Origin of the sequence: Pseudomonas sp. RIT409, assembly GCF_003052515.2 — a bacterium.
Lineage (GTDB): Bacteria > Pseudomonadota > Gammaproteobacteria > Pseudomonadales > Pseudomonadaceae > Aquipseudomonas.
In genome coordinates, this window is the sequence record NZ_QARE02000003.1 from 57,270 (window position 1) to 82,504 (window position 25,235).

The 25,235-nt window shown below is 61.7% G+C and carries 24 protein-coding genes; 18 read left to right on the forward strand and 6 right to left on the reverse strand.

Annotated features, from left to right (window positions below; genetic code table 11):
• Positions 1 to 21 precede the first annotated feature (21 nt).
• Entirely contained in the window at positions 22 to 231 is a 210-nt protein-coding gene (locus tag DBP26_RS27475) for a hypothetical protein (protein WP_158541403.1), read from the reverse strand.
• Positions 232 to 522: 291 nt separating this feature from the next.
• Between DBP26_RS27475 and DBP26_RS04800 the strand changes: the two genes are divergently transcribed.
• Together DBP26_RS04800 and DBP26_RS04805 are read left to right on the forward strand one after the other, a co-directional pair.
• Positions 523 to 1,104 carry a DUF4303 domain-containing protein gene (locus DBP26_RS04800; RefSeq protein ID WP_108236704.1) on the forward strand — a complete coding sequence of 194 codons (582 nt, stop codon included), beginning with the start codon at positions 523 to 525 and terminating at the stop codon, positions 1,102 to 1,104.
• Positions 1,037 to 1,882 carry a hypothetical protein gene (locus DBP26_RS04805; protein ID WP_108236703.1) on the forward strand — a complete coding sequence of 282 codons (846 nt, stop codon included), beginning with the start codon at positions 1,037 to 1,039 and terminating at the stop codon, positions 1,880 to 1,882. Before DBP26_RS04800 ends, DBP26_RS04805 begins: the two co-directional genes overlap by 68 nt.
• A 232-nt stretch (positions 1,883 to 2,114) precedes the next feature.
• Here the strand turns inward: DBP26_RS04805 and DBP26_RS04810 are convergent, their stop codons facing one another.
• Genes DBP26_RS04810 through DBP26_RS04825 form a run of 4 tightly spaced genes read right to left on the reverse strand, consistent with a single transcriptional unit; the run spans position 2,115 to position 5,877 of the window.
• A complete protein-coding gene (locus tag DBP26_RS04810) occupies positions 2,115 to 3,152 on the reverse strand; it encodes an amidohydrolase family protein (RefSeq protein WP_108236702.1) in 1,038 nt (345 codons plus the stop codon).
• Positions 3,149 to 4,024, reverse strand: coding sequence for an ABC transporter permease (locus DBP26_RS04815; protein WP_108236701.1), 876 nt, complete (start codon positions 4,022 to 4,024; stop codon positions 3,149 to 3,151). The genes DBP26_RS04810 and DBP26_RS04815 overlap by 4 nt, the downstream gene beginning before the upstream one ends.
• On the reverse strand, positions 4,017 to 4,832 hold the full coding sequence (locus DBP26_RS04820) for an ABC transporter ATP-binding protein (RefSeq protein WP_108236700.1): 816 nt from the start codon (positions 4,830 to 4,832) through the stop codon (positions 4,017 to 4,019). Before DBP26_RS04820 ends, DBP26_RS04815 begins: the two co-directional genes overlap by 8 nt.
• Before the next feature lies 1 nt (position 4,833).
• Positions 4,834 to 5,877: an ABC transporter substrate-binding protein gene (locus DBP26_RS04825; RefSeq protein ID WP_108236699.1), complete on the reverse strand. Its 1,044-nt coding sequence runs from the start codon at positions 5,875 to 5,877 to the stop codon at positions 4,834 to 4,836.
• Positions 5,878 to 6,146: 269 nt separating this feature from the next.
• Between DBP26_RS04825 and DBP26_RS04830 the strand changes: the two genes are divergently transcribed.
• The 4 genes from DBP26_RS04830 to DBP26_RS04845 all read left to right on the forward strand — a co-directional run bounded on the left by DBP26_RS04830 (position 6,147) and on the right by DBP26_RS04845 (position 10,167).
• Positions 6,147 to 7,034, forward strand: a complete 888-nt coding sequence (locus DBP26_RS04830; RefSeq protein WP_108236698.1) for a LysR family transcriptional regulator — start codon at positions 6,147 to 6,149, stop codon at positions 7,032 to 7,034.
• Positions 7,035 to 7,136: 102 nt separating this feature from the next.
• A complete protein-coding gene (locus DBP26_RS04835; protein ID WP_108236697.1) occupies positions 7,137 to 8,108 on the forward strand; it encodes a hydroxyacid dehydrogenase in 972 nt (323 codons plus the stop codon).
• 14 nt (positions 8,109 to 8,122) lie between these two features.
• The gene (locus DBP26_RS04840; RefSeq protein ID WP_108236696.1) at positions 8,123 to 8,812 is read left to right on the forward strand and encodes an RraA family protein; all 690 of its coding nucleotides are present in this window, start codon (positions 8,123 to 8,125) and stop codon (positions 8,810 to 8,812) included.
• 62 nt (positions 8,813 to 8,874) lie between these two features.
• Positions 8,875 to 10,167, forward strand: a complete 1,293-nt coding sequence (locus DBP26_RS04845) for a citrate:proton symporter (protein WP_108236695.1) — start codon at positions 8,875 to 8,877, stop codon at positions 10,165 to 10,167.
• 69 nt (positions 10,168 to 10,236) lie between these two features.
• Here the strand turns inward: DBP26_RS04845 and DBP26_RS04850 are convergent, their stop codons facing one another.
• Positions 10,237 to 11,046: a phytanoyl-CoA dioxygenase family protein gene (locus DBP26_RS04850; protein ID WP_108236694.1), complete on the reverse strand. Its 810-nt coding sequence runs from the start codon at positions 11,044 to 11,046 to the stop codon at positions 10,237 to 10,239.
• Positions 11,047 to 11,588: 542 nt separating this feature from the next.
• Between DBP26_RS04850 and DBP26_RS04855 the strand changes: the two genes are divergently transcribed.
• The 12 genes from DBP26_RS04855 to DBP26_RS04910 all read left to right on the forward strand — a co-directional run bounded on the left by DBP26_RS04855 (position 11,589) and on the right by DBP26_RS04910 (position 25,148).
• Positions 11,589 to 12,440: a transporter substrate-binding domain-containing protein gene (locus DBP26_RS04855; RefSeq protein ID WP_108236693.1), complete on the forward strand. Its 852-nt coding sequence runs from the start codon at positions 11,589 to 11,591 to the stop codon at positions 12,438 to 12,440.
• A gap of 9 nt (positions 12,441 to 12,449) precedes the next feature.
• Entirely contained in the window at positions 12,450 to 13,097 is a 648-nt protein-coding gene (locus DBP26_RS04860; RefSeq protein WP_108236692.1) for an amino acid ABC transporter permease, read from the forward strand.
• Positions 13,094 to 13,753 (forward strand): amino acid ABC transporter permease, encoded by a 660-nt coding sequence (locus DBP26_RS04865; RefSeq protein ID WP_108236691.1) that lies wholly within the window; start codon positions 13,094 to 13,096, stop codon positions 13,751 to 13,753. The genes DBP26_RS04860 and DBP26_RS04865 overlap by 4 nt, the downstream gene beginning before the upstream one ends.
• A complete protein-coding gene (locus tag DBP26_RS04870; RefSeq protein WP_279890485.1) occupies positions 13,750 to 14,562 on the forward strand; it encodes an amino acid ABC transporter ATP-binding protein in 813 nt (270 codons plus the stop codon). Before DBP26_RS04865 ends, DBP26_RS04870 begins: the two co-directional genes overlap by 4 nt.
• 64 nt (positions 14,563 to 14,626) lie before the next feature.
• A complete protein-coding gene (locus DBP26_RS04875) occupies positions 14,627 to 17,011 on the forward strand; it encodes a xanthine dehydrogenase family protein molybdopterin-binding subunit (RefSeq protein ID WP_108236690.1) in 2,385 nt (794 codons plus the stop codon).
• A complete protein-coding gene (locus tag DBP26_RS04880; RefSeq protein ID WP_108236689.1) occupies positions 17,008 to 17,838 on the forward strand; it encodes an FAD binding domain-containing protein in 831 nt (276 codons plus the stop codon). The genes DBP26_RS04875 and DBP26_RS04880 overlap by 4 nt, the downstream gene beginning before the upstream one ends.
• Positions 17,835 to 18,314, forward strand: coding sequence for a (2Fe-2S)-binding protein (locus DBP26_RS04885; protein WP_108236688.1), 480 nt, complete (start codon positions 17,835 to 17,837; stop codon positions 18,312 to 18,314). Before DBP26_RS04880 ends, DBP26_RS04885 begins: the two co-directional genes overlap by 4 nt.
• A 23-nt stretch (positions 18,315 to 18,337) precedes the next feature.
• On the forward strand, positions 18,338 to 19,030 hold the full coding sequence (locus DBP26_RS04890; protein WP_108236687.1) for an SRPBCC family protein: 693 nt from the start codon (positions 18,338 to 18,340) through the stop codon (positions 19,028 to 19,030).
• Between the two features lie 428 nt (positions 19,031 to 19,458).
• Positions 19,459 to 20,724: an amidohydrolase/deacetylase family metallohydrolase gene (locus DBP26_RS04895; RefSeq protein ID WP_108236686.1), complete on the forward strand. Its 1,266-nt coding sequence runs from the start codon at positions 19,459 to 19,461 to the stop codon at positions 20,722 to 20,724.
• Between the two features lie 16 nt (positions 20,725 to 20,740).
• A complete protein-coding gene (gene hpxZ, locus DBP26_RS04900) occupies positions 20,741 to 22,321 on the forward strand; it encodes an oxalurate catabolism protein HpxZ (RefSeq protein WP_218565097.1) in 1,581 nt (526 codons plus the stop codon).
• Positions 22,318 to 23,541 carry an amidase gene (locus DBP26_RS04905; RefSeq protein WP_108236685.1) on the forward strand — a complete coding sequence of 408 codons (1,224 nt, stop codon included), beginning with the start codon at positions 22,318 to 22,320 and terminating at the stop codon, positions 23,539 to 23,541. The genes hpxZ and DBP26_RS04905 overlap by 4 nt, the downstream gene beginning before the upstream one ends.
• Positions 23,541 to 25,148 carry a gamma-glutamyltransferase family protein gene (locus DBP26_RS04910; protein WP_256600681.1) on the forward strand — a complete coding sequence of 536 codons (1,608 nt, stop codon included), beginning with the start codon at positions 23,541 to 23,543 and terminating at the stop codon, positions 25,146 to 25,148. Before DBP26_RS04905 ends, DBP26_RS04910 begins: the two co-directional genes overlap by 1 nt.
• Positions 25,149 to 25,235: the final 87 nt, after the last annotated feature.

The window sequence follows — 25,235 nt, forward strand, 5'->3', positions numbered from 1 at the left end:
TTGATAGTACGCACTCACGATTTAGGCAAAAAACTTTACCAGATCCACAGCCCAGGCGATAACAGTCTTTTGGTGGATCACGCCCAACAGCTCATGCGCCGCAGCTACGAATACGACCCCGCGTCGAACCGACTGAACTTCAACACCCGCCAGTTCGACCACGTCAGAGACAACCGCATCAAGTGCTGGCGGGATCAGGAATCTGATTGAAAAGGGTGTGAGCTTGAGCAAGCTGCAAACCTTTAGCTGCGACTCTGAGAATCGGCTGGTCAGGGCGGAGACGCTAAGCTACGGCAAGTTGGAAAGTATCGGGACCTACCGCTACGACAGCCTCGGACGCAGAGTTGGCAACCCTGGGACACACCATTGCTGATGCTAAGCTTGGTGCCTCGAAGCTAGAAGCCGCCGATAAGTCAATCCGGGCAATGGACTTACCTCTTGAGCAAGCTAGTGCGTCTATGAAGACAGAATTGAAAAAAAATTGGCGCCGAAATTTTCGGCAGTTGAACATGGAAGGTTTGTATGAACTGGGCTGGACTGCAACATCGAATTTATGAAGCCACTAAATTAGCATTCAAGGGGCTAGGCGAAAAATATCCAAGTAAAGATTTTTATGCTTATGTTCTTTACACCGATAGCGACGCGATGAGCATAAGCCCATCTGCCAATTCAATGGAGGATTTAAACTATAAAATAGGACAGGAATTGAAGGATGAAGAAAAAACTGAAGAAAATATCGCTTATTATCGATGGGCATCTGCGGAATGGGCTCATGAGGCGGGAGGGGGTGAGTTTTTTAAAGAAATAAACAGAGACTTGCGAGAAAGCGGTGACCGATCTGAGTTTGACACTTTCAAAATTAAGGTTTTGCAGGCCATGACTGGTGCCTTAGAGCAATTGGTCAAGGATCGTTTCTTTCATATATCAACCCAGGCTCGACAACAGCACCTCACTCACACCCATCGTAAAAAATGCTGGTCCAGCCCCAGCCTAAAAAGGCTATTTCCCATCAACGCTTGCAAGGAAGTAGGTAGCAATGCATACATCAAATCTCAATACCTCCACAGACACCGGGCCGCTCATCAAGGTCTTTGCCCACGGTAAGGGGCTTGTGGTTTTCACGCTTCTATTCAGCATTGTGATGCTGGCGCTCGCCGGCTTCGTGCTGTATCTGAGCACGATCTTGCCAACAAACGGGGTCGGCGGCAGTGGTGGCTCCAATCCCGTTTTGTTGATCTACGCGGCCAGCGGATTTCTGGTGGTTCTCGCCGCCGTGCTGTTTGGCATTCACCTTTGGCAGAAGAAGCTGCGCGGCACTCAGTATGAGGTGTACGAGCAGGGTATTGCGGCGATCGACCGTGCCGGTCGGCACTACACCCCTTATGCCGAGATTGAGGATCTGTACCTGTTCGCGTCGGGGCAGACTGCGTTCACAGGCTTGATCACAAACCTGGCGTACCGGCGTACTGAACGCGACCCCTTTCATCGAGTGATCGCATCCCTTAAAAGCTTCCATGAATTTCAGCAGTTGGTGCGTGAGTTACACGTGCGTGCCCGTGTGCCGATTGTGCTCAGCGCCCTGGAGTCAGGTGAGGCGGTGACGTTCAGGTTCGTAGACACCGGGCAGGTTTGGGGCAAGCGCATGGGCGGGGACTTTTTGAACATCAAGACCCAGTCCATCACGATGACTCGGGAGTGGCTTGAGGTAGAGGGGCGCAAACTGCCGTTGTCGAGCCTGGCATCGGTGGATCTGAACACCTGGAGCGAAAAGGTCACGCTCGTGGACGAGCACGGGAAGCCCATGCTGTCGACAATCGCCACAGGGATCCTCAGCCATGACGTGTTCCTCGCGACACTGGAGGTATTACTTCACGCCAAGTAACTCGACTTCGCGGAACCGACGCCCGATCTGGCGTGACCTTCTCGCCTTAACGGCGCTCACCCGCAGCGGGGATTGACGCCCCTGGATTGCTCCCCTGGCCAAGGCAAGCTCATCGCTTGCTTTGGCTATCACCATGTTTCAAACCGATCGCGAAATCCGAATGGCGAAGCTCGTTGCCGAGATCGAAAGGTCGAGCAGTGGCCTCAGCAGGTTTGAACAAACCTCCTGATCTTTATCGTCCCAACCACGTCTCATCCAGTTTGTAGGTCCTGGCCCCGTTCCGGCTGAACAGGGCGTTCTTTTCGTCTTCGCTGAAATGCGCCGTGATCCGCTTGAAGGCGTTCCAGAGCACGCCGTAGCTGACCATGCCCTTGTCGACGGGAAAATTGCTTTCGAACATGCAGCGTTCCACGCCGAAAATCTCGATGCAACGCAGCAGGTAAGGCCCCCATAACTCGGCAACGGTGCACGAATCGGGAGGGGAGGCGCGTTGATCGAGGTCGAAGCCGTTGACGCGCATGCCCAGGCCGCCGAGTTTGATCTGCACGTTCGGACATTCGGCGAGTGTGCGCAGCGATGCGTCCCAAGCCTGCATGACGTCGACCTGCTTCCCTCTGTAGGGGCCCGCGCCCAGTGGGCCGCCCGCGTGGTCGAGGATGATCTGCTGATCCGGGTGCTGTTGGGCCAGCTGGATGACCTCCGCGAGCTGAGTGTGATAGGCCCAGATATCCAGTGTCAGATTGCGCTCCGTCAGTCTCGAGACGCCTTGGCTGAATGACGGATCGAGCAGAATACCGCCGGGCGGCGGCATAGGGTTGGAGATCAGGGTCGGGTCGGCGTGCCAGGCCGTGGCGTTGCGTATGCCACACAGGCGCCCCTCGCTGACCTCGATCATCTCGTCAAGGACCGGTGCCACCGCATGCCCCAGCCGCAGGTTGGCGCCCCCCACGATCCCTGCGCAAAGTTGAATCCCGCGCGGCGATCGTTTGGCAACCTCCGTAGCGAAACGCACCTCACCGACCGGCTGCAACGCTTCGGGGCGTTGCAGGTCGTACATCGACCTGCATTGCACGTACACGGTGGCGACCACCTGGTGGCCAGCTTCGACATCCTCCAGCAGTTCCTCGCCGAGGTAACGCTGACCTGGGCGGTCCCACAGGTGATGATGAGGGTCGACGATCACCCGCTGGGGGTCCAACGGGCGTTCTTTGACCGCCGCCAGCCAGTCAGGGCGCACCGGCGCATGGGGTGAAGCGGGCGTGTGGGTCATGAATTCTGCATCCCCCAGCGACGAATGGTGAGCACTTCGATGCTGCGGAACACCACACCTTCGACGACCAGACCGATGATGATCACCGTCAACAGCCCGGCGAAAACGTTGGGGGTTTCCAGCGCATTGCGGTTTTGGAAGATGTACCAGCCAAGCCCGCCGGAATTGCCCGACACCCCAAAAACCAGTTCCGCGGCGATCAGTGTTCGCCACGCAAAGGCCCAGCCTATTTTCAAACCGGCAAGGATCGAGGGCACAGCGGCGGGTATGAGAATCCTTAACACCAGTCGCACGCCAGTGAGGCCGTAGTTTCGCCCCGCCATCAGTTGGGTCTGGCTTACGGATCGGAAACCCGAGTAGGCATTGAGCGATACCGCCCAGAGCACCGAATGAACGATGACCAATATCAGGCTCTGCACCCCCAACCCGAACCAGAGCATCGCCAAGGGAAGGATGGCGATCGCGGGCAGTGGGTTGAACATGGCCGTCAAGGTGGACAGGATGTCTGTGCCGATGCGCGTGGAGACTGCCAGCGTCGTCAACACCGCCGCAATCGCTACCGCCAGGCCGTAACTCATCAGCAGCACCTTCATGGAGCTCACCACCGCCATCTGCAGGACCCCATTCGCCAGATCACCCCAAAGTGCGGTGACGGTCGCGCTAAAGGTGGGGAACATCAAGTCGTTTCCCAGGTAGCGGGCGTAGGCTTCCCACAGCACTGCCAGGACGATCAGCACCAGCGTACGGCGCACGCCGGCATGACCCATCCAGCGCTCGAGAGGGCTGAGCTCCCGGGCGATATCCCCGATCTTCCCGACTGGGGAGGGGGTGTATTCGACATCAGGGCGAGGTTGCAGCGTTGGCTTATTCATGAGCGGTATCCTGGTCGCCGAACAGCATGTGGTTGATACGCCGGTGCAGGCTGGCGAAGCCCTCGCTGCCCTGGGTTGAAAAGTCGTGTTCGACGGCATCGAGTTCGGCCCGCACCTGGCCCGGATGCGGAGTCAGCACGAGAATGCGAGACCCCAGCAGAATGGCCTCCTCGATGGAGTGGGTCACGAACATCAGGGTGAAGGGCGTCTGCGCCCAGAGCTCCAACAGTTCCTCCTGCATCCGACGCCGGGTCAGTGCATCCAGCGCGGCGAACGGCTCATCCATGAGGAGAATGGCCGGCTCCATGGCCAGGGCCCGAGCGATGGCCACCCGCTGCTTCATGCCGCCCGACAGTTGGTGAGGGTAGGCGTCCTTGAAGCGTTCCAGCCCCACTTTGCTCGCGACACGAAGAGCGCGCTCGGGGATTTCCTGAGCGGGAAAGCGTTTGGTCATCAACATGGGAAACATGATGTTGCCCAGGACCGTCTTCCAGGGCATGAGTTGATCGAACTCCTGAAACACCATCATGCGATCCGGCCCAGGCTTTTGAATGGTCTTGCCGTGGAGCCGGATCGTCCCGGCCGCAGGGGGCAAAAAGCCCGCGACACTCTTCAGCAAGCTGGATTTTCCGCAGCCCGACGGGCCCAGGAGAATGAAGCGATCGTTCTCTTTCACGTCAAACGACACGGCATGGGTGGCCGTGATGAGTTCGTCGCGTGTCTTGTATTGCAGGGTGACGCCTGCCACGGTAAGCAGCGCCTGGCTTTCAAGCGACACGGTTGGGGTGTTCAAAGGAAGCGCGCCCATATCAATTGCCTTCCCCTTTGGCCACGGGATCGAAGAACACCTGACGCCAATCGGTCGGGGCCTCCTTCAATGCACCTGTGCGCACCATGAACGCAGCCAGGTTCATGACGCCCGAGGGTTGAATGCCCCATTCGTTACGCACCTTCGCGAGCATGTCCTGGGTTTGCTCTGGGGTCAGCTTCGAGGGTTCGCTGGCCAGAAACAGCTCCGCGGCCCGCTGAGGATTGTCGCGAATGAAGTCATCCGCTTTGGCGATTGCCGCGACCACCGCTTCGGTCAATTGGGGGTTTTGCTTGACGAATTTGCCGGTGGTGGCCAGCACGCCGCTGGTCATGCGCATGTTGAGCTGCTTGGAAAAATCGAAGAGCTTGCTGACCCGTTCGTCGTGGTCGAGCAGGTAGCTGTAGGGGTTCGGCCCGATGTAGCCCTTGATGCCTGCTTTATTGAGCAAGCTGGCCATCGCGTCGGGATGGGGAAGGGCCACCATCAGGCTGTCCATCTGGTGGGCTTTGCCCTGGCCGAAGGCCTGTTCGGCGGCCATCTGCAAGAGAGCGGCCTGCTGACTGTTGGGCGCCGTGACGGCGATCTTGTCGCCGGGCTTGAAGTCCGCCAGGCTTTTGATAGACGGGTCGTTGACGTACAACCCGTTGTCTCCGGCGACCAGCGCGCACAGCGCCTTGATGTCGATCTTGCCCTGAGTTTTCTGCCAGGCAGTGAGCGTGCCATACAGGCCGTAGCCGCCGATGTCGACGCTGTTGCTGATCAAGGCGTCGTTGATGGACGCGGCGCCACTGATACGCTTGATGACGAATCGGGTTTCCGGTTGGCCGCGCTCAGTCGCGGCTTCGGTGAAATACCCAAGCTTGTCGGCGACGGTGACCGGCAGGTAGGCATAGCCATACTGGACCGCGACCGTCACTTCAGCCTGCTCGGTTTGTGCTTGAGCCCGCGACATGCAGGTGATAGCCAGCGCGGCGCTCAGTGCAGCGACGGCAAATTGTGCGCGGGGGCGAGGGGCATAACGGAAATAGTCGAATAGCGACACGGGCAAACTCCACGATTGTTATTTTTGAAATGGCGTTTCCATTAGGCTGTGCAGGACGGCCAGTATGCGTCAACTGTTATCGCTGAAGTCGTGATTATCTATTCAAATGAGTGGCTTTACGTTTAATCGAGATCACTCTATGGAATCTCGTTTCGATTAACGGGCGCATCTCTGTTGCATTGAGCAAGAAGTCCAGCGGTTGAGGCCTGACGTGCCAGCGCGATGCTCAGTCCCTATACTGTCCCCTCTGCCTGACCGAGTGGGAGCGCATGCGGGACCTTACGTATTTCATCAAAGTGGCCCAGCTCGGGCATCTCGGCCGCGCCGCCGAGGCGCTCCATATTTCACCTTCCGCCTTGTCCAAATGCATCGACCGCCTTGAACAGCAGTACGCCGCGCAGTTGTTCCAGCGTGTGGGACGGAGCATCCGGCTCAGCGAAGCGGGCGAGTTGGTGCTGGCCCACGCGCTTGAGGTCGAGCACCTGATCCATCAGGCGCAACGGCAAACCGCGGCGCTGGGGCAGGGTTTGAGCGGCAGTATTCGGGTAGGGGCTGCCGCGACGAGTGCCGATTACCTGTTACCCGCGGCCTGCAGCGCCCTGCAATGCGAGGCGCCAAACGTTGTCGTCGAATTGCAGATCGGCATGAACGACGTGCTGCGCGAGCAATTGCGCAAAGGGCAACTGGATATCGTCGTCGGCCCGCTGGGCGGTGCGGACGATGAGGAACTGCTCGAGCACGAGGTCAGTGGCGATGAAGTGGTGGTGGTTGCGCATCAGGCGCATCCACTGGCCAGTCAGACGGTGTCGCTGTCCGATTTCACTGACCATCGCTGGCTGCTGTCCCCGCCGACGGTGGCGACCCGGCAATGGCTCGATGCAACGTTCATCCAGCACGGTCACCCGGCACCGGCTGTCGCGATCGTCACCAACGCGATTGCGGCGGCCCCGCAGCTGATCGCCGAAACCCGGCTGCTGAGCTTCATCTCGCGCCGCAACCTGGCCCCGTTTGGTCGGGCGTACGGTTTGGTGGAAGTCCAGGTGCAGGGCGCGGCGCTGACTTTGCGCAGGCGCTTCGGGATTTTGCACCGCCGCAACGCCTACCTGTCTCCCGCCACCCGACGCTTCATGGCGCTGATGGTCGAGGTGAATCAATAGTTTCCTCGAAGGAAAGACTAACTGAAAAAACGATAATGGAAGTGAACGATAGGGGCCGCAATACTCTCAGCCATCCAAGAACAAAAAAGGCTGGAACAGCACATGCCCTATACGATTCTCGTCACCGCCCCGACTCTCGCGCCTGCCGGTCGCCAGTTGCTGGAGGCGGGCGGACACCGCGTCATCTACCTGCCCGAATCGGCCGACGGCGCAACCATCGAGAAGGTCCTGGTCGATGAGCCAGTCGATGCCGTCATTTCACGCACGCTGACGCTGAGCGCGGCTGCCATTCAAGGCGCGCCGCGACTCAAAGTCATCAGCAAGCATGGCGTTGGCGTGAGCAACATCGCCGTGGATGCAGCAACCGCCCGGGGCATCCCGGTTTATGTCACCCCAGGTGCCAACGCCCAATCCGTCGCAGAAATGGCGCTGGGGCTGCTGCTCGCCGCAGCCCGACGAATCGCCTGGATGGATGCACAACTGCGCGACGGTCGTTGGTCCCGCGCGCAAGATGGCATCGAGTTGAGTGGGCGCACCCTTGGGCTGGTGGGCTTCGGCCAGGTGGCGCGCAGGCTCTGGCGCGCGTGCCAGGCGTTGGGCATGTCGGCCTGGGTCTATGACCCGTTCTTGCCACAGGACGCCGAGCTCGACGGTGCGCAACGCGCCGGTAGCCTGGCGGAGTTGCTCGACCGTAGCCACGTCTTGTCCCTGCACATTCCCCTGACGCCGCAAACCCGCGGCCTGATCGGTACCGCTGAATTGGCGGCACTCCCTCCTGACGCCATTCTGATCAACACCGCGCGTGGCGAAGTGGTCGATGAGGCGGCATTGATCGCCGCACTGCGCAGCGGCGCCCTCTACGCGGCGGGGCTCGACACCACTGCACAGGAGCCGCTGATGCCCGGCAATCCATTGCTGACGCTGAAGAATGTCGTACTCACCCCTCACGTCGGCGGCTCGACGCCCGCAGCCCTGGCGGCAATGGCCGAGGGGGCCGTGCGCAATGTTCTCGGGTTTCTGGCCGGCAATCCGCCCGCGGCCAGCGCCTGCGTGAACCCTTCCGTTCTGTCCTGACTCCCGAGGTTTTCATGACCCATTCCCAATGGCCTGCTGGCTATCGCATCAACCCGCGTGTGGAAGGCCCCGCCGAGGACCTGGTGACCGCATTTCGAGACATACCCGTCGCCGTGGCCGGCGATTGCATGGGCCGCTGCGTCGGTGCGCGAGGGCTGCGCGCGTACCATGGCGATCCTTCGCTGAAACTGTGCGGACCAGCGTTCACGGTGCGCGTGCGCCCCGGCGACAACCTGATGATTCACAAAGCCCTGATGATGGTGAAACCCGGCGACGTGTTGGTGATCGACGGGGGAGGTGACCTCAGCCAGGCGGTGATTGGCGGCCTCGTGCGCACGACCGCACTGCGGGTGGGCCTGGGCGGCATGGTGATCGATGGCGCCGTGCGAGACCTGGAAGAACTGGCCGAAGGGATCGTTCCGATTTTCGCTGCAGGTCACACCCACCGAGGACCAAGCAAAGAGGGCCCCGGTGAAATCAATGTGCCGGTCGCCTGTGCAGGGCTCGCCGTGCTTCCCGGGGACCTGATGCTGGGGGACGCGGACGGCGTCATCGCGATCCGGGCCGACGACGCCGCCGCGCTCTTGCCCCTGACCCAGGCGCATCTGAAGCGTGAGGCGGCCATCCGCAAAAGCAACGAAGAGGGTACGGCCGACCCTGAGCGCTTTGACGCCCTGTTACGGGCCAAGGGGCTTCCCGTCTGATACAGCCCCGTCGGTCGGCCTCGGCGCGGTACACCTAACAACTATAAGAAAAGGTTCCTCATATGTTGATTACGCTAAGTTGCGTGATGCTGGCGTGCTTCATCTACACACTGATGAGCAAACGGTTGTCTGCGCTGACCGCGCTGATCCTGATTCCGTCGCTGTTTGCATTGATCGGCGGTTTCCACGCCGAGATGGGCAAGTATGTGATCGACGGTCTGAAGATGGTCGCACCCAATGGTGTGCTGATGATCTTCGCCATGCTGTATTTCCTGTGCATGACCGAAGCCGGGATGTTCGACCCGCTCGTGGCGCGTATCGTGGGCGCGGTGCGCGGCGATCCGGTGAGAATTTTCATCGGGACCGTGGCGCTTGCCTTCGTCGTGGCGCTGGATGGCGACGGCGCAACCATTTACATGATCGTGCTCTCGGCGTTTCTGCCGATCTACCATCGGCTAGGCCTGTCGCGCCCGATGGTGTGCTGCCTGTTGCTGCAGGTGGCAGGGCTGGGCAACATGATGCCCTGGGGCGGGCCCACGGCCCGCGCGGCCACCGCCATGCACGTGGACATGGCGGAAATGTTCGTTCCCCTGTTGCCCGCGTTACTCGCCAGCGTGGTGTACACCTTCGGCCTGGCCTGGTGGTTCGGCCGCCGCGAACGCACCCGCCTGGGCGGTGGTATCGACCTCAACGGTGATTTCCCCGAGCGCGCACAGCTGCGTTGCCAAAGCCGCTGGCGGCTGATCTTCAACTGGACGCTGACCGCGCTGCTGCTGCTGGCCCTCTGCCTGGAGGTGCTGCCCCTGTCGTACCTCTTCATGATCGCCGCGTGCCTGGCGCTCATCGTCAACTTTCCCACCCTCAAAGCCCAGCAGGATCAGTTGGCCCTGCATGCGCCTCCGATACTCGCCGTCGCCGGGCTGATTTTCGCAGCGGGGGTCTTCACGGGTATTCTCGGCGGAACCGGGATGGCGAACGCCGTCGCTGATGGCCTTGTGAAGATTGTTCCTTCATCCATGGGCCCGTACATGGCCGTAATAACGGCGTTGCTGAGCATCCCCGTCACCTGGCTGGTTTCCAACGACGTGTTCTATTTCGGCATCCTCCCGATCCTGGCCCAGACCGCGCAGCATCATGGCATCACCGCGGTGGAAATGGCGCGAGCCTCGTTGATCGGGCAGCCGGTGCACATCCTCAGCCCGCTGGTGGCCTCCACTTATCTGGTGGTGAGCATGCTCAAGCTCGACTATGCCGAGAACCAGCGCTTCACCATGAAGTGGTCGGTGGTCAGTTGCCTGGTGCTGTTGCTGGTTGCGCTGTTGACGGGGGTGATCCCGCTGGTCTCCGACGTCTAGGACGAGGGAGCCGGCATCCGGCCCGGTCAGCAGCGCCCAGCATCGCAGGTGGGCGACCGGGCAAGGACTTCAGCCGCCCTTCACTTCACCGTCGCGATACTGCCCCCAGGCTTGGTGCAGTTGCGCCATCGAGGCCGGGTCGTAATCACAGCCAGGGAGTGCTTCTGCGTCCCAGTGGCCATAGCGATCTTCGCCGCGGACCAGTGTTGCTCGCCGACGGCCGATGGTGGATGACACGTGGGTGGGAATGTAGAAGAAGGCGAAACCGATCCGACGATCGTCGGTGGTGTTGGCCCGTGAACTGTGTGCGGTTCGTTCGTGGTGAATGGAAAATTCGCCTGCCGACAGCGGCATTTCCACGCCTCGGCTGTCGTCGACACCGATGAGCGATTGCCCCTTGGCCAGCATGTTGTCCTTGGCGAAGGTTTCCTGATGCAGGTAGTCCGGTTCGCGATGGGAGCCCGGCAGGACACGCAGGCAACCATTCTCAGGTGTGGCGTCGGTGAAGCCGACCCACACGGTCACTTCCTCATGGGGCGACAGCCCGAAATACGTCGAGTCTTGATGCCACGACACGTAGCGTGGGTCATGGGCGTTTTTGGCGAAAACGGACGCCCCGAACAACAGGATGTCAGGCCCGATCACATCTTCCACCGCGTCCAGGATGCGCGGGTTGCGCGCCAACTCGACAAAGGCGGGGGAGGCGAGGTGCGCCTTGATCTTGAGTGAGAGGTTGGCGTCTGCCCCCACATGCGTTTCATAAGCCTCGATGCGCGACCGGTAAAGGGCGGCGTCCTCGGCACTCAGGGCGCGAAAGGGGAAGGCGTAACCCTGCTGATTGAAGTGCTCGATTTGCAAGGGGGTCAGGTGTTTGCTCATAGGTCACTCTGTCTTGATGGGCGGGGAGTGTGTCCTTCAAGAGAGTGCACGTGATGTGCCAGAACGGCGTCGGTTGACGCATGCGGGCTCAATGCCAGGAAAAACAATGATTTGGCGAAACGTGACCCGATACTCACAAAGGGGGTATGCCACATTAATTGCTGGCCTAAATTCTCCACGACCGTTTTGACGGGTCGGGTAGTCTTCTTTTATGCGATGAAAATCAATGGTTTAGTTTTTATTGAGTCGTGGGCGCAGACCGATTGCAGTCGAAACCAGGCCGTCCAACGGGATCCGATCTCATTTGTTAACCGTCCAATTAAGAGGCATACCACCTTTCCCTTGGGTTGTTTTGGTGCGCTTTTTCGACCCGCGCCGCGTTGTCGTGACGTTTGCTCGCCAGTTTCAGACGCCCAGCCCCCACCAGGCCTGATGCTCGAATAGGTGGCATGCCACTTGCTTTGTCCCTGTTGGCGCGCTCTGCGCTTTACGACCACGCGACTTGAATGGTCGGTTCTCCACGGACTCAGTAAGGATTTTCCATGACTGTTCTACTGCAAAATGTGAAGGTTTCGATCCGCGTAAGAAAGTCGCTGGTGGCGCTGGCTGTCGCGATGACCGCTGCTTTATCGAATATGGCCATGAGCCACGCGGCGACGATCGATGAGGTCAAAAGCCGTGGCTATCTGCTGGTGGCCACGGAAGACGACTATCGCCCTTTTGAGTTCATGGACGAAGGTAAGGCCACCGGGTACGACAATGAGTTGCTGGCACTGGTGGAGAAAAAAATCGGCCTCAAGATTCGTCAGCAGATCCTGCCCTGGGCCGGCATCCTGCCAGGCGTCACCACGGGTAAGTACGACATGGCGCTGTCGGCGGTGCTGGTGACCAAGGCACGCAAAGCGACGTTTGATTTCACCTCGCCGACCGCGCAGAGCACGACGTATTTCGCGACCAAGAAGGGCAGTTCGATCCTCAAGCCCGAAGACCTTGCAGGCAAGACAGTCGGTGCCGAAACGGGCAGCGCCATGCTGACCGACCTCAAAGACTTCGACACCCAGCTCAAGGCCAAGGGCAAAGGGTTGAAGGAGATCGTCGAGTACCACGGTTACCCAGAGGCTTACCAGGATTTGGCGAACGACCGCCTGGACGCGGTTGCCAATACGGATCTGTCCTTGCTCTCACTCGTCAAGGAACGCGGTGACATGTTCGTGATGGGCCAGCCAATCGGCGAACCGACCTATCTCGCCTGGGCCGTCGCCAAGGGCAACACCGGTGTGCTGCAGATGGTGGACGCGGCGTTGCTGGACTTGCGCAAGAGCGGCGAGATGTATCGGCTGCAAAAGAAATGGCTCGGTGAAAGCCATGAAGACATGCCGACGAACGTGAACTGAGCCTGCGTTATGACGGCATTCGACTACTGGAGCATCCTGGTGGGTGCTCTGTCGACGATAGGCGTTTCTCTCGTCAGCATCGTCGTCGGCGTGCCAATGGGCCTTGGCCTGGCGCTGCTGCGCTGGGGCAGGGTGCCTGTGGCCCGCCAGGCCGTGTTTCTGTATGTGAGCATCATGCGCTCGTGCCCGGCGGTGACACTGATTCTGCTGATCTTCTTCGCCCTGCCGCAGTTCGGGATATCGCTGGCCCCGGCGGCGGCAGGGATTCTGGCGCTGACCCTGTCCACCGCCGCGTTCAACTGTGAGGTGTGGCGCGGCGCGTTGATTAGCTTTCCCAAACAAGAGTACGACGCGGCATTGGCTTTTGGCATGCGGCGGGGCCTGCGCCTGCGGCGGATCGTGCTGCCCCAGGTGTGGCGGTCGAGCCTGCCAGGCCTGGTCAACGAGATGACCATGTTATTGAAGTCCAGCCCGGCGGTGGCGGTCATCGGCATGGTGGAGATCACCCGCGCCGCGCAACGCGTCGGCGCGCGCACCTACGACCCGCTGCCGCCCTTCGTGTTCGCACTGGTCATCTATGGCGTGATCGTCTACCTGATGATTCGCCTGCAACGTCGGCTGGAACGCCGTGATTTGCCCAGCGGGGTGACAGCATGATCAACGACTTCCTGACGATCTGGGGGCAATGGCCGGATATCTGGGGCGGCTTTTTGAACACGTTGCTGCTCGTCAGCGTCGCTGCCGTGACGTCTTTGCTGTTCGGCATCTTGCTGACCCCGATGTTGATGAGCAGTCGTCCGGGAATCGCGCGGACGGCTCATGGGTTTTGCGACGCCATGCGCTGTGTACCGTTCTTGCTGTTCGTCTATGTGATCTATTTCGCCTTGCCGTCCATGGGCATCCGCTTGTCGAATTGGAGCAGTGGCGTCCTCGCACTGGTGCTCTACAACTCGGCTTACATGGCGGTGCTGCTCAAAGGCGCCTGGCAGGATTTGCCCGCGGATTCCATCGAATCGGCTCGGGCGTTCGGTTTCCAGGGTTTCAACCTGGTCCGGCGGATCATCCTGCCGCCCATGTTGATGCGCGCCATTCCCAGCCTGGGCAATCAACTGATTCAAATCGTCAAGGACAGCGCCTTCCTGTCGATCATTGCCGTCACCGAATTGACCAGTGTGATGAATGCGATCCAGTCGACTTACTTCATCCCTTTCGCGGCGTTTCTATCGGCAGTGCTGCTGTATTGGGTGCTCTGTCTGTGCATCGAAATCCTTACCAGCCTTCTGACCCGCTATGCCGAGGAGCGTCGAACGTGAACGCCTTTCAAGATTCCCCCACCGATGTGGTCTCGCAGACCAAGGTCCTGCAGTTGATGGGGATCTCCAAATGGTTTGGCGACCACCACGTGCTCAAGGACGTTTCCCTGGACGTCATGAGCGGTGACGTGGTCTGCCTGCTCGGCCCATCCGGTTGCGGAAAATCCACCTTATTGCGATGCATCAACTGGCTGGAGCAGCCCAACGCCGGAAACGTGTTCCTCAAAGGCCAGCGGATGGGCGTGCACAAGGGCGGCATGAAGATGAACGACGCTGACCTGGCTCAGATGCGCGCACGCATCGGCATGGTCTTCCAGCATTTCGCCTTGTGGCCCCACCTGACCGTGCTGCAGAACGTCATGGAGGCTCCCGTTTTCGTGCAGAAGCGCGCCCGTGAGACCGTGCGGCAAGAGGCCCTGGCCCTGCTGGCCCGCGTCGGTCTGGCAGAAAAGGCCGACATGTTTCCATCCAAGCTCTCTGGCGGTCAGAAACAACGCGTGGGCATTGCCCGAGCGCTGGCGATGAAACCTGACATTCTGCTGTTTGACGAGCCCACCAGCGCGCTCGATCCGATGCTGGTCGGCGAGGTACTGGAAGTGATCCGCAGCCTGGCGAGCGAAGGCGCGACCATGGTGATCGTCACCCACGAGATGGAGTTCGCCCGGCAGGTCGCCAGTCGGGTGGTGTTCATGGACGCCGGAGACATCGTGGAAAGCGGGACGCCCGCCGCGTTTTTCGGTGCGCCGAAAACGGTGCGCGCGCAGCAGTTCCTGTCCCGTTTTCACAGTGCTTCTGGCGCTTACCGCTAAAGATCCTTACCCAACGACAGGCATGGCGCGGAGTTCGAGGCGTCGTGCCGTAGAGAGGCGAATCATGACTGTGTTGCCGCAATCATCCAGCCAAGGTGTCGGCGCATCGCTGCTGCGCAAGGAAGACGACCGCTTCCTGCGCGGACGTGGTAACTACATCGCCAATATCCGCCTGCCGGGGATGCGTGATGTTGCGTTTGTCCGTAGCCCGGTGGCCCATGGGCGCATTCTGCAGATCGAGAAACCCCTGGGCCAGGAAAATGCCGTCTTTACCCTCGACGACCTTGTCGGCGTCAAGCCGATCGTCGCCAACTCGGGGTTGGCTGGGTTCAAATCTTCCGCGCAACCGGTACTGGCGAACGGAAAAGTGCGCCAGGTCGGTGAAATGATCGCGATGTGCGTGGCGGATACCCGGGCCGAAGCCGAGGACATCGCTGGCGCGACGTTCGTCGATTTCGATGAGCTGCCTGCCGTCGTGGACATGCTGGCGGCGCGAACGGCGGACTCTGCCTTGGTCCATGAGGAGTGGGGGGATAACGTGTTCCTCGAAACCCATGTGGATGCCGACCTGAGCGACATCCGGGAACGCGCCGCGATCCACGTGCACCGCGTCCTGCGCACGGCCCGGCAAAGCATGGCGCCGATGGAGGGCAGGGGCGTGGTGGCCCACTGGGACAGGCGCCTGAGCCAACTGGTGGTGTACACGTCCGCGCAAATGCCTCACATCAACCGCACGGGTCTGGCAGGTTGCCTGGGCCTGGACGAGGGCAGCATCCGGGTGATTTCGCCCGACGTCGGCGGCGGGTTCGGTTACAAGGGCATTCTGCTTCCGGAGGAAGTCTGCGTGGCATGGTTGGCCATGCACCTGGACCACCCGGTGCGCTGGATCGAGGACCGCCGCGAGCAATTGATCGCGAACGCCAACTGCCGTGAGCACCACTATGACATCCACGCTTACGCCGATCGCGACGGGCGATTGCTGGCGATCGATTGTGAAGCCCACGTCGATTCTGGGGCCTACTCCTCGTACCCGTTTTCGGCATGCCTGGAAGCCGCGCAGGTCGCCAGCATTCTGCCCGGCCCCTACAAGATGGAGCGCTACCGGTGCCGCACCTGGTCGGTGGCCACCAACAAGCCGCCGATTCTGCCTTATCGAGGCGTGGCCCGAACCGGCGTGTGCTATGCCATCGAGACGGTCATGGACGCCATTGCCGTCGAGGCTGGCCTCGAGCCCTACGAAGTGCGTTTGCGCAACCTCGTCCTGCCTGAGGAAATGCCGTTCGACAACATCACCCGCAAGCACTTCGACAGTGGCGATTACCCCGAAGCGGTGCGGCGTGCGACTCAAGCGATCGATTTGGCGGCAGTGCGCGCGCGTCAACGCCAGGGCGAACCGGATGGCCGCCTGATCGGTGTCGGCATGGCGGTGTTCTGTGAGCAGGGCGCCCATGGCACGTCGGTGTATTTCGGCTGGGGAATTCCCATGGTGCCGGGCCGGGAACCGGCCTCGCTGAGGCTGACGCCGGACGGCATCCTGGAAGTCCGCGCAGGGGTGCATTCCCATGGGCAGAGCATGGAGACCACCTTGGCGCAGATTGCCAACGAGGTATTGGGCATCGATCCGCAACGGGTTCGCATCGTACTGGGGGACACCGGCATGACCCCGTACTCCACGGGGACATGGGGCTCGCGGTCGATCGTCATGGCCGGCGGCGCGGTGGCCCAGGGCTGCAAGATCCTGCGGGACAGGCTGCAGCATGTCGGCACCCATCTGCTGAACGATCCTGCCGACAGTGTGACCTGGCGTGATGGCGGTGTGGCGGGCCCCTCGGGTCGGATCGGGCTGAACGAATTGAGCCGGATCTGGTACCTGCAACCCCAGCGGTTGCCAGCCGATACCGACGCGGGTGGGCTGGAAGTCCATACGACGTATCAGGCTCAGCGCGACACTGGGACGTTCAGTTACGCCTGCCACGCAGTCGTCGTCGCCGTGGACCCGGAACTGGGCAAAACCGACATCCTCGATTACGTCATCGTCGAAGACGGCGGCAAACTCATCAACCCGATGGTGGTTGATGGCCAGGTGTATGGCGGGGCAGCGCAGGGGATCGGGACCGCCCTTTACGAAGAAATGATCTACAGCGAAGAGGGCCAGCCCCTAGCGTCGACCCTTGCCGATTACATCCTGCCCGGCGCGACGGAAGTGCCCGCCATCCGTATCGAGCACATGGAAACCTTGGCGCCTTACACCACCTTCGGCCAGAAGGGGATCGGTGAAAGCGGCGCGATCGGCTCCCCGGCTGCGATTGCCAACGCCATCAACGACGCGTTGCGCCCGCTTGGCGTCGAAGTCTCACGACTGCCCCTTTCACCGCGTGCGGTGTGTGCCGCGCTGGCCGCCAAGCGGCGTAAGGCCGACACCGCCCGGCCCATGGAGGTGATTTCATGAAATCCATAGCGTTCGATTACCAGCTCCCGCCCACTGCCGCCGACGCGGTCAGGCTGCTCAAGGCGGGAGATGGCATGGGCAAGGTGGTCGCGGGCAGCCAGTCACTGGGGCCGATGATGAACCTTCGCCTGGTGCAACCCGAACAATTGGTCGATGTGCGTCGCCTGCCCGAGTTGAATCAGGTGCAGGATCTGGCCGACAGCGTGGTGCTCGGCGCCGCGACGACCCATGCCGCCATCGAAGACGGCCGCGTGCCCGATGCGTCCGCGGGGCTGATGCCCTTCGTGGCCCGCGGCATTGCGTACCGCGCGGTCCGCAACCGGGGAACTCTCGGTGGCAGCCTTGCCCACGCCGACCCTGCCGCCGATTGGGTGAATGTGATGGCCTTGCTGGACGCGGACATCATGCTGCTGGGCCCTGAAGGTGAACGGACCGTCAAGGCCGACGGCTTCATGCTGGGCGCGTTCACCACGCACCTGGCCGAGGACGAACTCATTTGCGCGGTACGCATCCCCAAAGTCAGCAGCCAGGCGCGCTGGAGCTACTACAAATTCAACCGCAAGACCGGTGAGTTCGCCGAAGCCATTGCCGCGTTCATGGACGACCCTGTCAGGGGGGTACGCCGGGCCATCATTGGTGCCGTAGACGGGCCGCCTCTGGTCATCGAGCAGGCTGGGGGGCTCATCGACGGCTGGGACGATGAGCTCGCCAAGCCTTGGCTGCTCGCCGCGGGTATCGAGGCTGACAGTTACGAATACCACACCCATCTCGTTGCACTTCGCCGTGCCGCGCAACAGCTGTCGCGGCTGCCAGGAGCTTCCTTATGACCCGACTCGAACTCAAGGTGAACGGCAAGGCGATCAGCGCCGACGTCGAACCTCGCACTCACTTGGCCGACTTCCTGCGCGAAGAGCGGCTGCTGACCGGCACCAACATAGGTTGCGAGCAAGGTGTGTGCGGTGCCTGCACCGTGATGATCGATGGCGCACCGATGCGCTCGTGCATCGTCTACGCCGTGGCCTGCAGCGGTGCTGAGGTTCGCAGCATCGAGGACTTCGATGACGATCAGGTCATGGTGCAACTGCGCGCTGCCTTTTCTGCCGAGCACGCGTTGCAGTGCGGCTACTGCACGCCAGGCATGCTGGCAACGGCAAGAGACATCGTGCTGCGCATTCCTGACGCCGACGAGGCCCGTATTCGCCATGAGCTGTCGGGAAACCTCTGTCGATGCACCGGGTATGTGGGGCTCGTCAAGGCCATTGCCCGCGTCCTCGAACAACGGCGCGAGACGTTGCCGGCCTAACCCTTTTCATGAGGTAACACGCATTGGATATCGAACAAAGCTTCAGCGTCCCGTTCGCGCCAGACCTGGTCTGGAAGAGTTTTCTCGATGTGGAAGGCATCGTCACTTGCCTTCCGGGCGCCTCGCTGACCGAGCCGCCCCAGGACGACCAACTGAGCCTTGCGATGACGGTCAAGCTGGGCCCCATCGTGGCGGCCTTCAAAGGGCAGGGCGACATCTCCCTGGACGCTGCCAGCCACAGCGGGGTGGTGAGCGGGCAAGGCAGCGATCGCAAAAGCGGGTCCCGCGTGAAAGGCACGGCGCAATTCGAACTGTTGCCTGACGGCGCAGGCGGCACGCGGGTCAATGTGGGGGTCACTTATTCGATCACCGGCTCGCTGGCGCAGTTTTCCCGGGGCGGGATTGTTCGTGAACTGGCCACTCGCATGACGGAGGCCTTCGCCGAAAACCTCAAGACCCGCCTGGAAGCCGCCAATGATCACACCGTTGCAGTCGAGCCGGTCGATCACGCTGCTTCGTCAGCGTTGCCAGAAGTAAACGAAGCGCGCGTGGCCGAACCAAGTGCCGTCACGGCATCGGAGGCTGTTGGGCGCCAGCCTGCCGAACCCCAAGCGCCGCTGGACCTCGGCAACATGTTTTGGACGCTGCTGCTGCGCCGATTGCGTCGGCTATTCGGCCTGAAAGAGAAACGGCGCTGCCCGACCTGCGGTAAATAGCAAGCGTATCCGGCGCCTCGGCGCTCGGCAGACTTACCTTGAATGCAGCCCCTCGTCAGTCCCGTGGACGCCGTTCAGACCCTCAGTCGAATGGCGTCATGGCGACGGTCGCTGCTCCGACTGCCGCCATCGGCCGTGTTCTCCCGTCGCTCGTTCACCTTCCTGCTTTGCCACCGCACCCTCATGGCTCATTTATATAGGGGGTATACCCCGCAGTGAGCCCGAGTGGTGCGTCATCCGCTGCCCCGGAGCACGGCGGGTGTGTAAACCATCCTCATCGTTGAATTAAATAAGGTATGCCACCTATTTTCGCGGCCGATTATCTTCTTTTAAATCAGATAGATAAGCCAATTTAAGAAAAGTCGATAGAAAGGATTGGCACGCAGATTGCCTCGTATTGCCCACCCACTGACACTGTGAAGAAGCCCATGAAAAAAATCCTTCTGTCTGGCGGTCGTGTCATCGATCCAGCCAATTCAATCGACACTGTCTGTGATGTGCTGATCGAGGGCGATCGCATCAAGGCCGTCGGAACAGCGCTCGACGCCGAACAGGTGATCGGTGCCGAGCGCATCGACTGCAGCGGCAAGCTGGTGCTCCCCGGGTTGATCGATACCCACAGCCATGTCTACCAGTATGTGACCGGGCGATTCGGTTTGAACGCCGATATGTGCGGCGTGCATTCCGGCGTGACCACGCTGATCGACCAAGGGGGTGCCAGTTGCATGACCTTGCCCGGTTTTCGCAAGTTCATCGTCGAGCCGTCCCACAGCCGGGTATTGTCGTTCATTTCCGCCTATCTGGTCGGTGGCCTCGAAGGGCATTTCTATCCGGAGTTGTACCGTCCCGAGTGCGCCGATGTGGCGGCGACGGTCAAGGCGGCGTTGGCCAACAGTGACATCGTCAAAGGCATCAAGGCTCACGCCGAGCTGGGCGGTTTTGCTCGCTGGGGCCTGGACGTCATGAAAAAGGCCTCACAGATTGGCGAACTGACGTCTCTGCCGGTGTACATCCATTTCGGGCAGTTGTGGCCAATGCCGGACCAGCCCACCTACGAAGTCGATCCCGACAGCATCTTCCCGCAGGTGTTGGAGGTACTGAAGCCGGGTGATGTGCTGGCCCATCCTTTCAGTCGCCACCCAGGCGGTTTCGTGGAGCAGAACGGCCAGATGCACCCGCTGGTCAGCGAAGCGATAAAACGGGGCTTGAAGGTCGACGTTGGCCATGGCTCTCATTTCAGCTACAAAATGGCCGCCAAGGTACTCGGCGCCGGCGTGGTACCGGATACCCTGGGCTCGGACATGCATGGCTATAACACCACCGTGCCAGCACCGGCTGGCACCCCGGATGAGCACCCGGATGAAGAACACCTGTTCGCGGGCACCTCGCGGTTCAGCCTCGTCTCCGCCATGGTCAGCATGATGGCGTTGGGGTTGACCCTTGAGCAGGTGGTGCCGATGGTCACCCGTAATGCCGCGTTGCTCGCGGGCATGAGCGACGAGATCGGCAGCCTGGGTGTGGGGCGTGAAGCGGATGTGACGGTGTTGTCCGATGAGGAGGGCGCTTGGCTCTTGCGCGACAACGAAGGCACCGAAGTGATCGCCAAGCGGATGCTGCAGCCGGTGTTTTGCCTGCGGGCGGGCAAACGATTCGACGCCTCGGCGACCATACTGCCCGTACCACGGGCCGCCTGACCGAGGGGCCGCAGCCATGACCGCAGAACCGACGTCAATGCTCAACGATCAGGCCCTGGCATCCGCGCTGGCACGGCTGTATGCCGTGCGACCGGTCTGGCACGCCGTGCGCAGTGCTCGCGAGGCCGTGCAGCTTGAGGCGATGACCCTGCTGCATGCGGGGCCGCCTTTTGCAGACCCCCGTCGCCCCAGTGCGCCGGTGCTGTCTTCGGCGGTGTTGTGTTGCCTGTACGAAGGCTGGGCAACCGATGAAAGCGAGGCACAACGGTTGATCGCTGACGGTACCGTGTCGTTGCGGTCCAGCCAGGCGTATCGGGTGGTGACACCGTTGGCCGCGGTCATTTCACCCTCGACCAGCCTGGTTGAGGTGAGTGACACGGCCAGGCCGGGTGGGCCTCGTTGCTGGTCGCTGCTGGGCTCCGGCGCAGGTCCGCAGATCCGCTTCGGCAGCCGTGCGCCCGAGATTCTGCAACGCATGGCCTGGCGGGACGACTACCTGGCGCCCGTCTTGCGGACTGCCTTGGAGAAGGCTGACATCGATTTGATGCAGGCTGCGCGGGTGGGGCTTCAGGCTGGGGATGATCTGCACAGCCGGACCACCGCCGCCACTGCTCACTTGCGCAGCGTGCTCTCGGCGTCGATGGATGACAGCGTGGTCGATGCCATGCTCGCGGCAACCCCGTTGTTTTTCCTGACGCTATGGATGGCTGCCTGCTACCTGATGCTCGATGCAACGGCCGCCGCTGATGAAGCGCATTCGACCCGGCTGGTCGTGGCACTGGCGGGAAACGGCATAGAAGCCGGAGTGCGCCTGGCGGACCGGCCCGAGCAATGGGTCACAGCGCCGGCGCACGTTCCCGAGGGACCACGACTGGGCCATGGGAACAGCGCCGTGAGCCCGATGTTGGGCGACAGCGGCGTGATCGATGCCGCAGGTTTCGGTGCTCAGGCCTGGTTCTGCAAGCCTGAAGCGGCAACGGACATCGCTGGCTGGCTGCCTGCGCAATCCCCTCAGCGCCCCGCCTGGTTGGTCGGAAGCCATCCGGACTTCTCGGCGTTTGGGTTGGGCTGTGCAATCGACGCCAACCGCGTGTCCGACGCGCTTCCTACACCTCTGGTTTCGATTGCGATGCTCGATGCGGCAGGGGAGAAGGGCCTGTTGGGCCGGGGCGTTTGCAAGACAGACCCGACGCTGTTTGGCGTCCCCCCTAACGAGGCTCTGGCAGTCAATCAACCCCAATCGTTGGCCGAACTCAATTGCGCCTTCGAACGTTACGAGCGCGCACTGACCGGCAATGACATTGAGGTCCTGGACGCGCTCTTTTGGAACAGCCCGCATACCCTGCGTTACGGGGCCAAAGAACACCTGTATGGCTTCGAGGCCATTCGCGCCTTTCGTGTGGCGCGCCCGGCGGCCAACCTGGACCGTAAGATCCTGGAGCGCTCGGTGACGAGCTTCGGTTCCGATTTCGGCATCACCCACATGGTGTTCAGCCGCCAGGGCGAAGCGCGCTTGGGCAGGCAGACCCAAAGTTGGGTGCGTATAGAAGGGGCGTGGCGTGTCGTCGCCGCCCATGTCAGTTGGATGGACCTATGAACGAACGGCTACAACCCGGCCTGAATGGGGCCTTCATGGCCGAGGGCTTTGCAGCCAGCCTCCCGTCGGCGCCTTTCGCTGCAAGCTCACGCCTTGTCGGAGCGCGTCTGGCGGTGAAAGACGTGTTCGACGTCGAAGGGATGACCTGCAGCGCCGGCAACCCTGCATGGCTTGAACAACACGTGCCGGCAGGCGACACGGCACCGGTGGTGCAGCGGCTTCTGGATGCGGGGTGTCGATGGGTAGGCAAGACCGTCACCGATGAGCTGACCTACAGCCTGGCGGGCATCAACCTGCACTTTGGTACACCGACGAATCCGGCCGCGCCGGACCGCCTGCCGGGTGGATCCTCCTCGGGGTCCGCAGTGGCGGTCGCCGCCGATTATGCGGACCTATCGCTGGGAACGGACTGTGGCGGGTCCATTCGGCTCCCCGCGAGTTACTGCGGGCTGTGGGGTATCCGGCCCACCCATGGCCGAGTGAGCAACCAGGGCTGTTTTACGCTTGCACCCAGTTTCGACACGGTCGGCTGGTTTGCGCGTAACGGCGAGTTGCTCGCATCGGCGCTGTCGGTGCTCGTCCAGGCGCCGAGCCAGGTCGCCACTCCAGCGGCCCGGCGAGTCTGGGTCAGCGATGACGTGATCGCGCTGCTGGACGCCCCCCTGCAAGTCGCCTTCGAGCGCTGGCTGATGGAACAGGCCGTTCCATGCGAGCGACTGCCTGTCGGAACGCTGCCACTGGCAGCCTGGGCCGAGGCGTTCCGCACTTTGCAGGCCGCAGAGGTCTGGCAACAACACGGTGAGTGGGTCACGCGCGCGCGACCTTCATTCGGTGCCGACGTGGCGCAGCGCTTCGCCATGGCGAGTCAGGTGACAGCGTCTGCCGTCGAGGCCGCTCAACAGGTACGCCATCAGGCGCAGACGTTGCTGCACGCGCTGCTGAATGAAAATGGTTGCCTGCTGATGCCTCCCGTCCCCGGCCCTGCACCTAAGCTCGATGAGCCTCTGGCCCGGGTCAACGACATTCGAGCCCGCTCACAAAGTCTGTTGTGCATGGCGGGGTTGGCGCAGCTGCCACAAGTCGTCATGCCTTGGCGAAACATCGACGGTGCCCCCGTGGGCATGTCGCTTATCGGGGCGCCGTTCGCGGATGAATCCACCGTCGAAAGCGCGATCGATGTGCACCACCACTACATCAACCATTCGACAGGAACCCTCTGATGCCCCATGTCCTCAATCCGGTTCGCGGTGCTCACGCGATGGCGGTCGCGCCCCATGCACTGGCGTCGCAAAGTGCTTTGGCGGTGATGCGAGAGGGGGGCAATGCGGTGGAAGCGATGATCGCCGCCGCCTCGACCATCGCCGTGGTCTACCCCCACATGAACAGTCTGGGGGGCGACGGCTTCTGGTTGATCGCCAAGCCCGGTGAAACGCCGCTGGCGCTGGATGCTTGCGGCCGTGCGGCGCAGGGCGCGAGCCTGGCCAGTTACCGTGAGCAGGGGCTGGACAGCATCCCGTTCCGTGGGGGGCTGGCCGCCAATACGGTGGCCGGCACCGTGTCCGGTTGGAACGCCGCGTTCGAGTGGCAGCATCGCGTGCTGGGTGGGCGCATGCCGCTGAAGCGCCTTCTCGGCGACGCCATCGACTATGCCCGCCAAGGCATCCCTGTGACGGCCAGCCAAAGCCGGTGCACAGCGAGCAAGTGCGATGAATTAGGGACGATCCCCGGTTTCAGTCAGACGTTCCTGGACGCTGGGCGCGCCCCGTTGCCCGGCCAGCGGTTCACCCACCCGAGGCTGGCCGACACCCTGGAGCGCCTGGCGCAGGCAGGGCTCAATGACTTTTACGACGGGGACCTTGCCCAGAGCATTTGCGCAGAACTCGAAGCGGCGGGCAGCCCCCTGCGCCGGGTGGATTTTCAACGCCACCGAGCTGAGTGGCGGGAAGCATTGGTGCTGAGCCATTCACAAGGGAAGGTCTACAACTTTCCTCCGCCGACCCAAGGGCTGGTTTCGCTGTTGATACTGGGGCAGTTGGATCGATTGCTCACCCCGGAGATGGACGCATCAGGTGCGCCGTTCGTGCACGCATGCGTCGAAGCAACGAAGCGTGCCTTCGCCATCCGTGATCGTCATATCACCGATCCGGACCACATGACGGACGAAGCGCAGAGTTTCCTGACACATGACCGGCTGGACGCCATGGCCTCGACATTCGACCTCCATCGGGCGGCGCCGTGGGGGAAGGGCGTGGGGCCGGCGGATACCGTCTGGATGGGCGTGGTGGACAGGGAAGGGGTCGCGGTCAGCTTTATCCAGAGCCTCTATCACGAGTTCGGCAGCGGGATCGTCCTGCCGACGACCGGGCTGAATTGGCAGAATCGCGGGTGCAGCTTTTCCCTGGACCCGACGGCGCGCAACCCGCTGACTCCCGGGCGTAAACCCTTCCATACCCTCAACCCGGCCATGGCCCGTCTCAACGACGGCCGGACGCTGGTGTACGGCAACATGGGCGGTGACGGGCAACCTCAATCGCAGAGCGCTGTGTTCAGCCGCATTGTCAACTTCGGCATGAACCCTCAAAGCGCCATCGACGCGCCGCGCTGGCTGCTGGGCCGGACGTGGGGCAATGCCAGCGATAACCTCAAGCTGGAGTCCCGGTTCAGCGACGCCTGCGTGGCCGAATTGACCGCCAAGGGGCACGACGTGGCGGTGTTGCAGGATTACGACGAGAGCATGGGGCACGCCGGTGCCATCGTCCGGCACGGCGACGGACTGCTTGAAGGCGGAGCCGATCCCCGCAGCGATGGTGCCGTGGCTGCCTGGTAGGGAAAGGTCAGGCTCGCAGGGGGCAGCGATAACGCTTCGCTGCACCGCCAGGGCGGACAAAGGCAGCCCGAGCGAGCCTGTCAATGT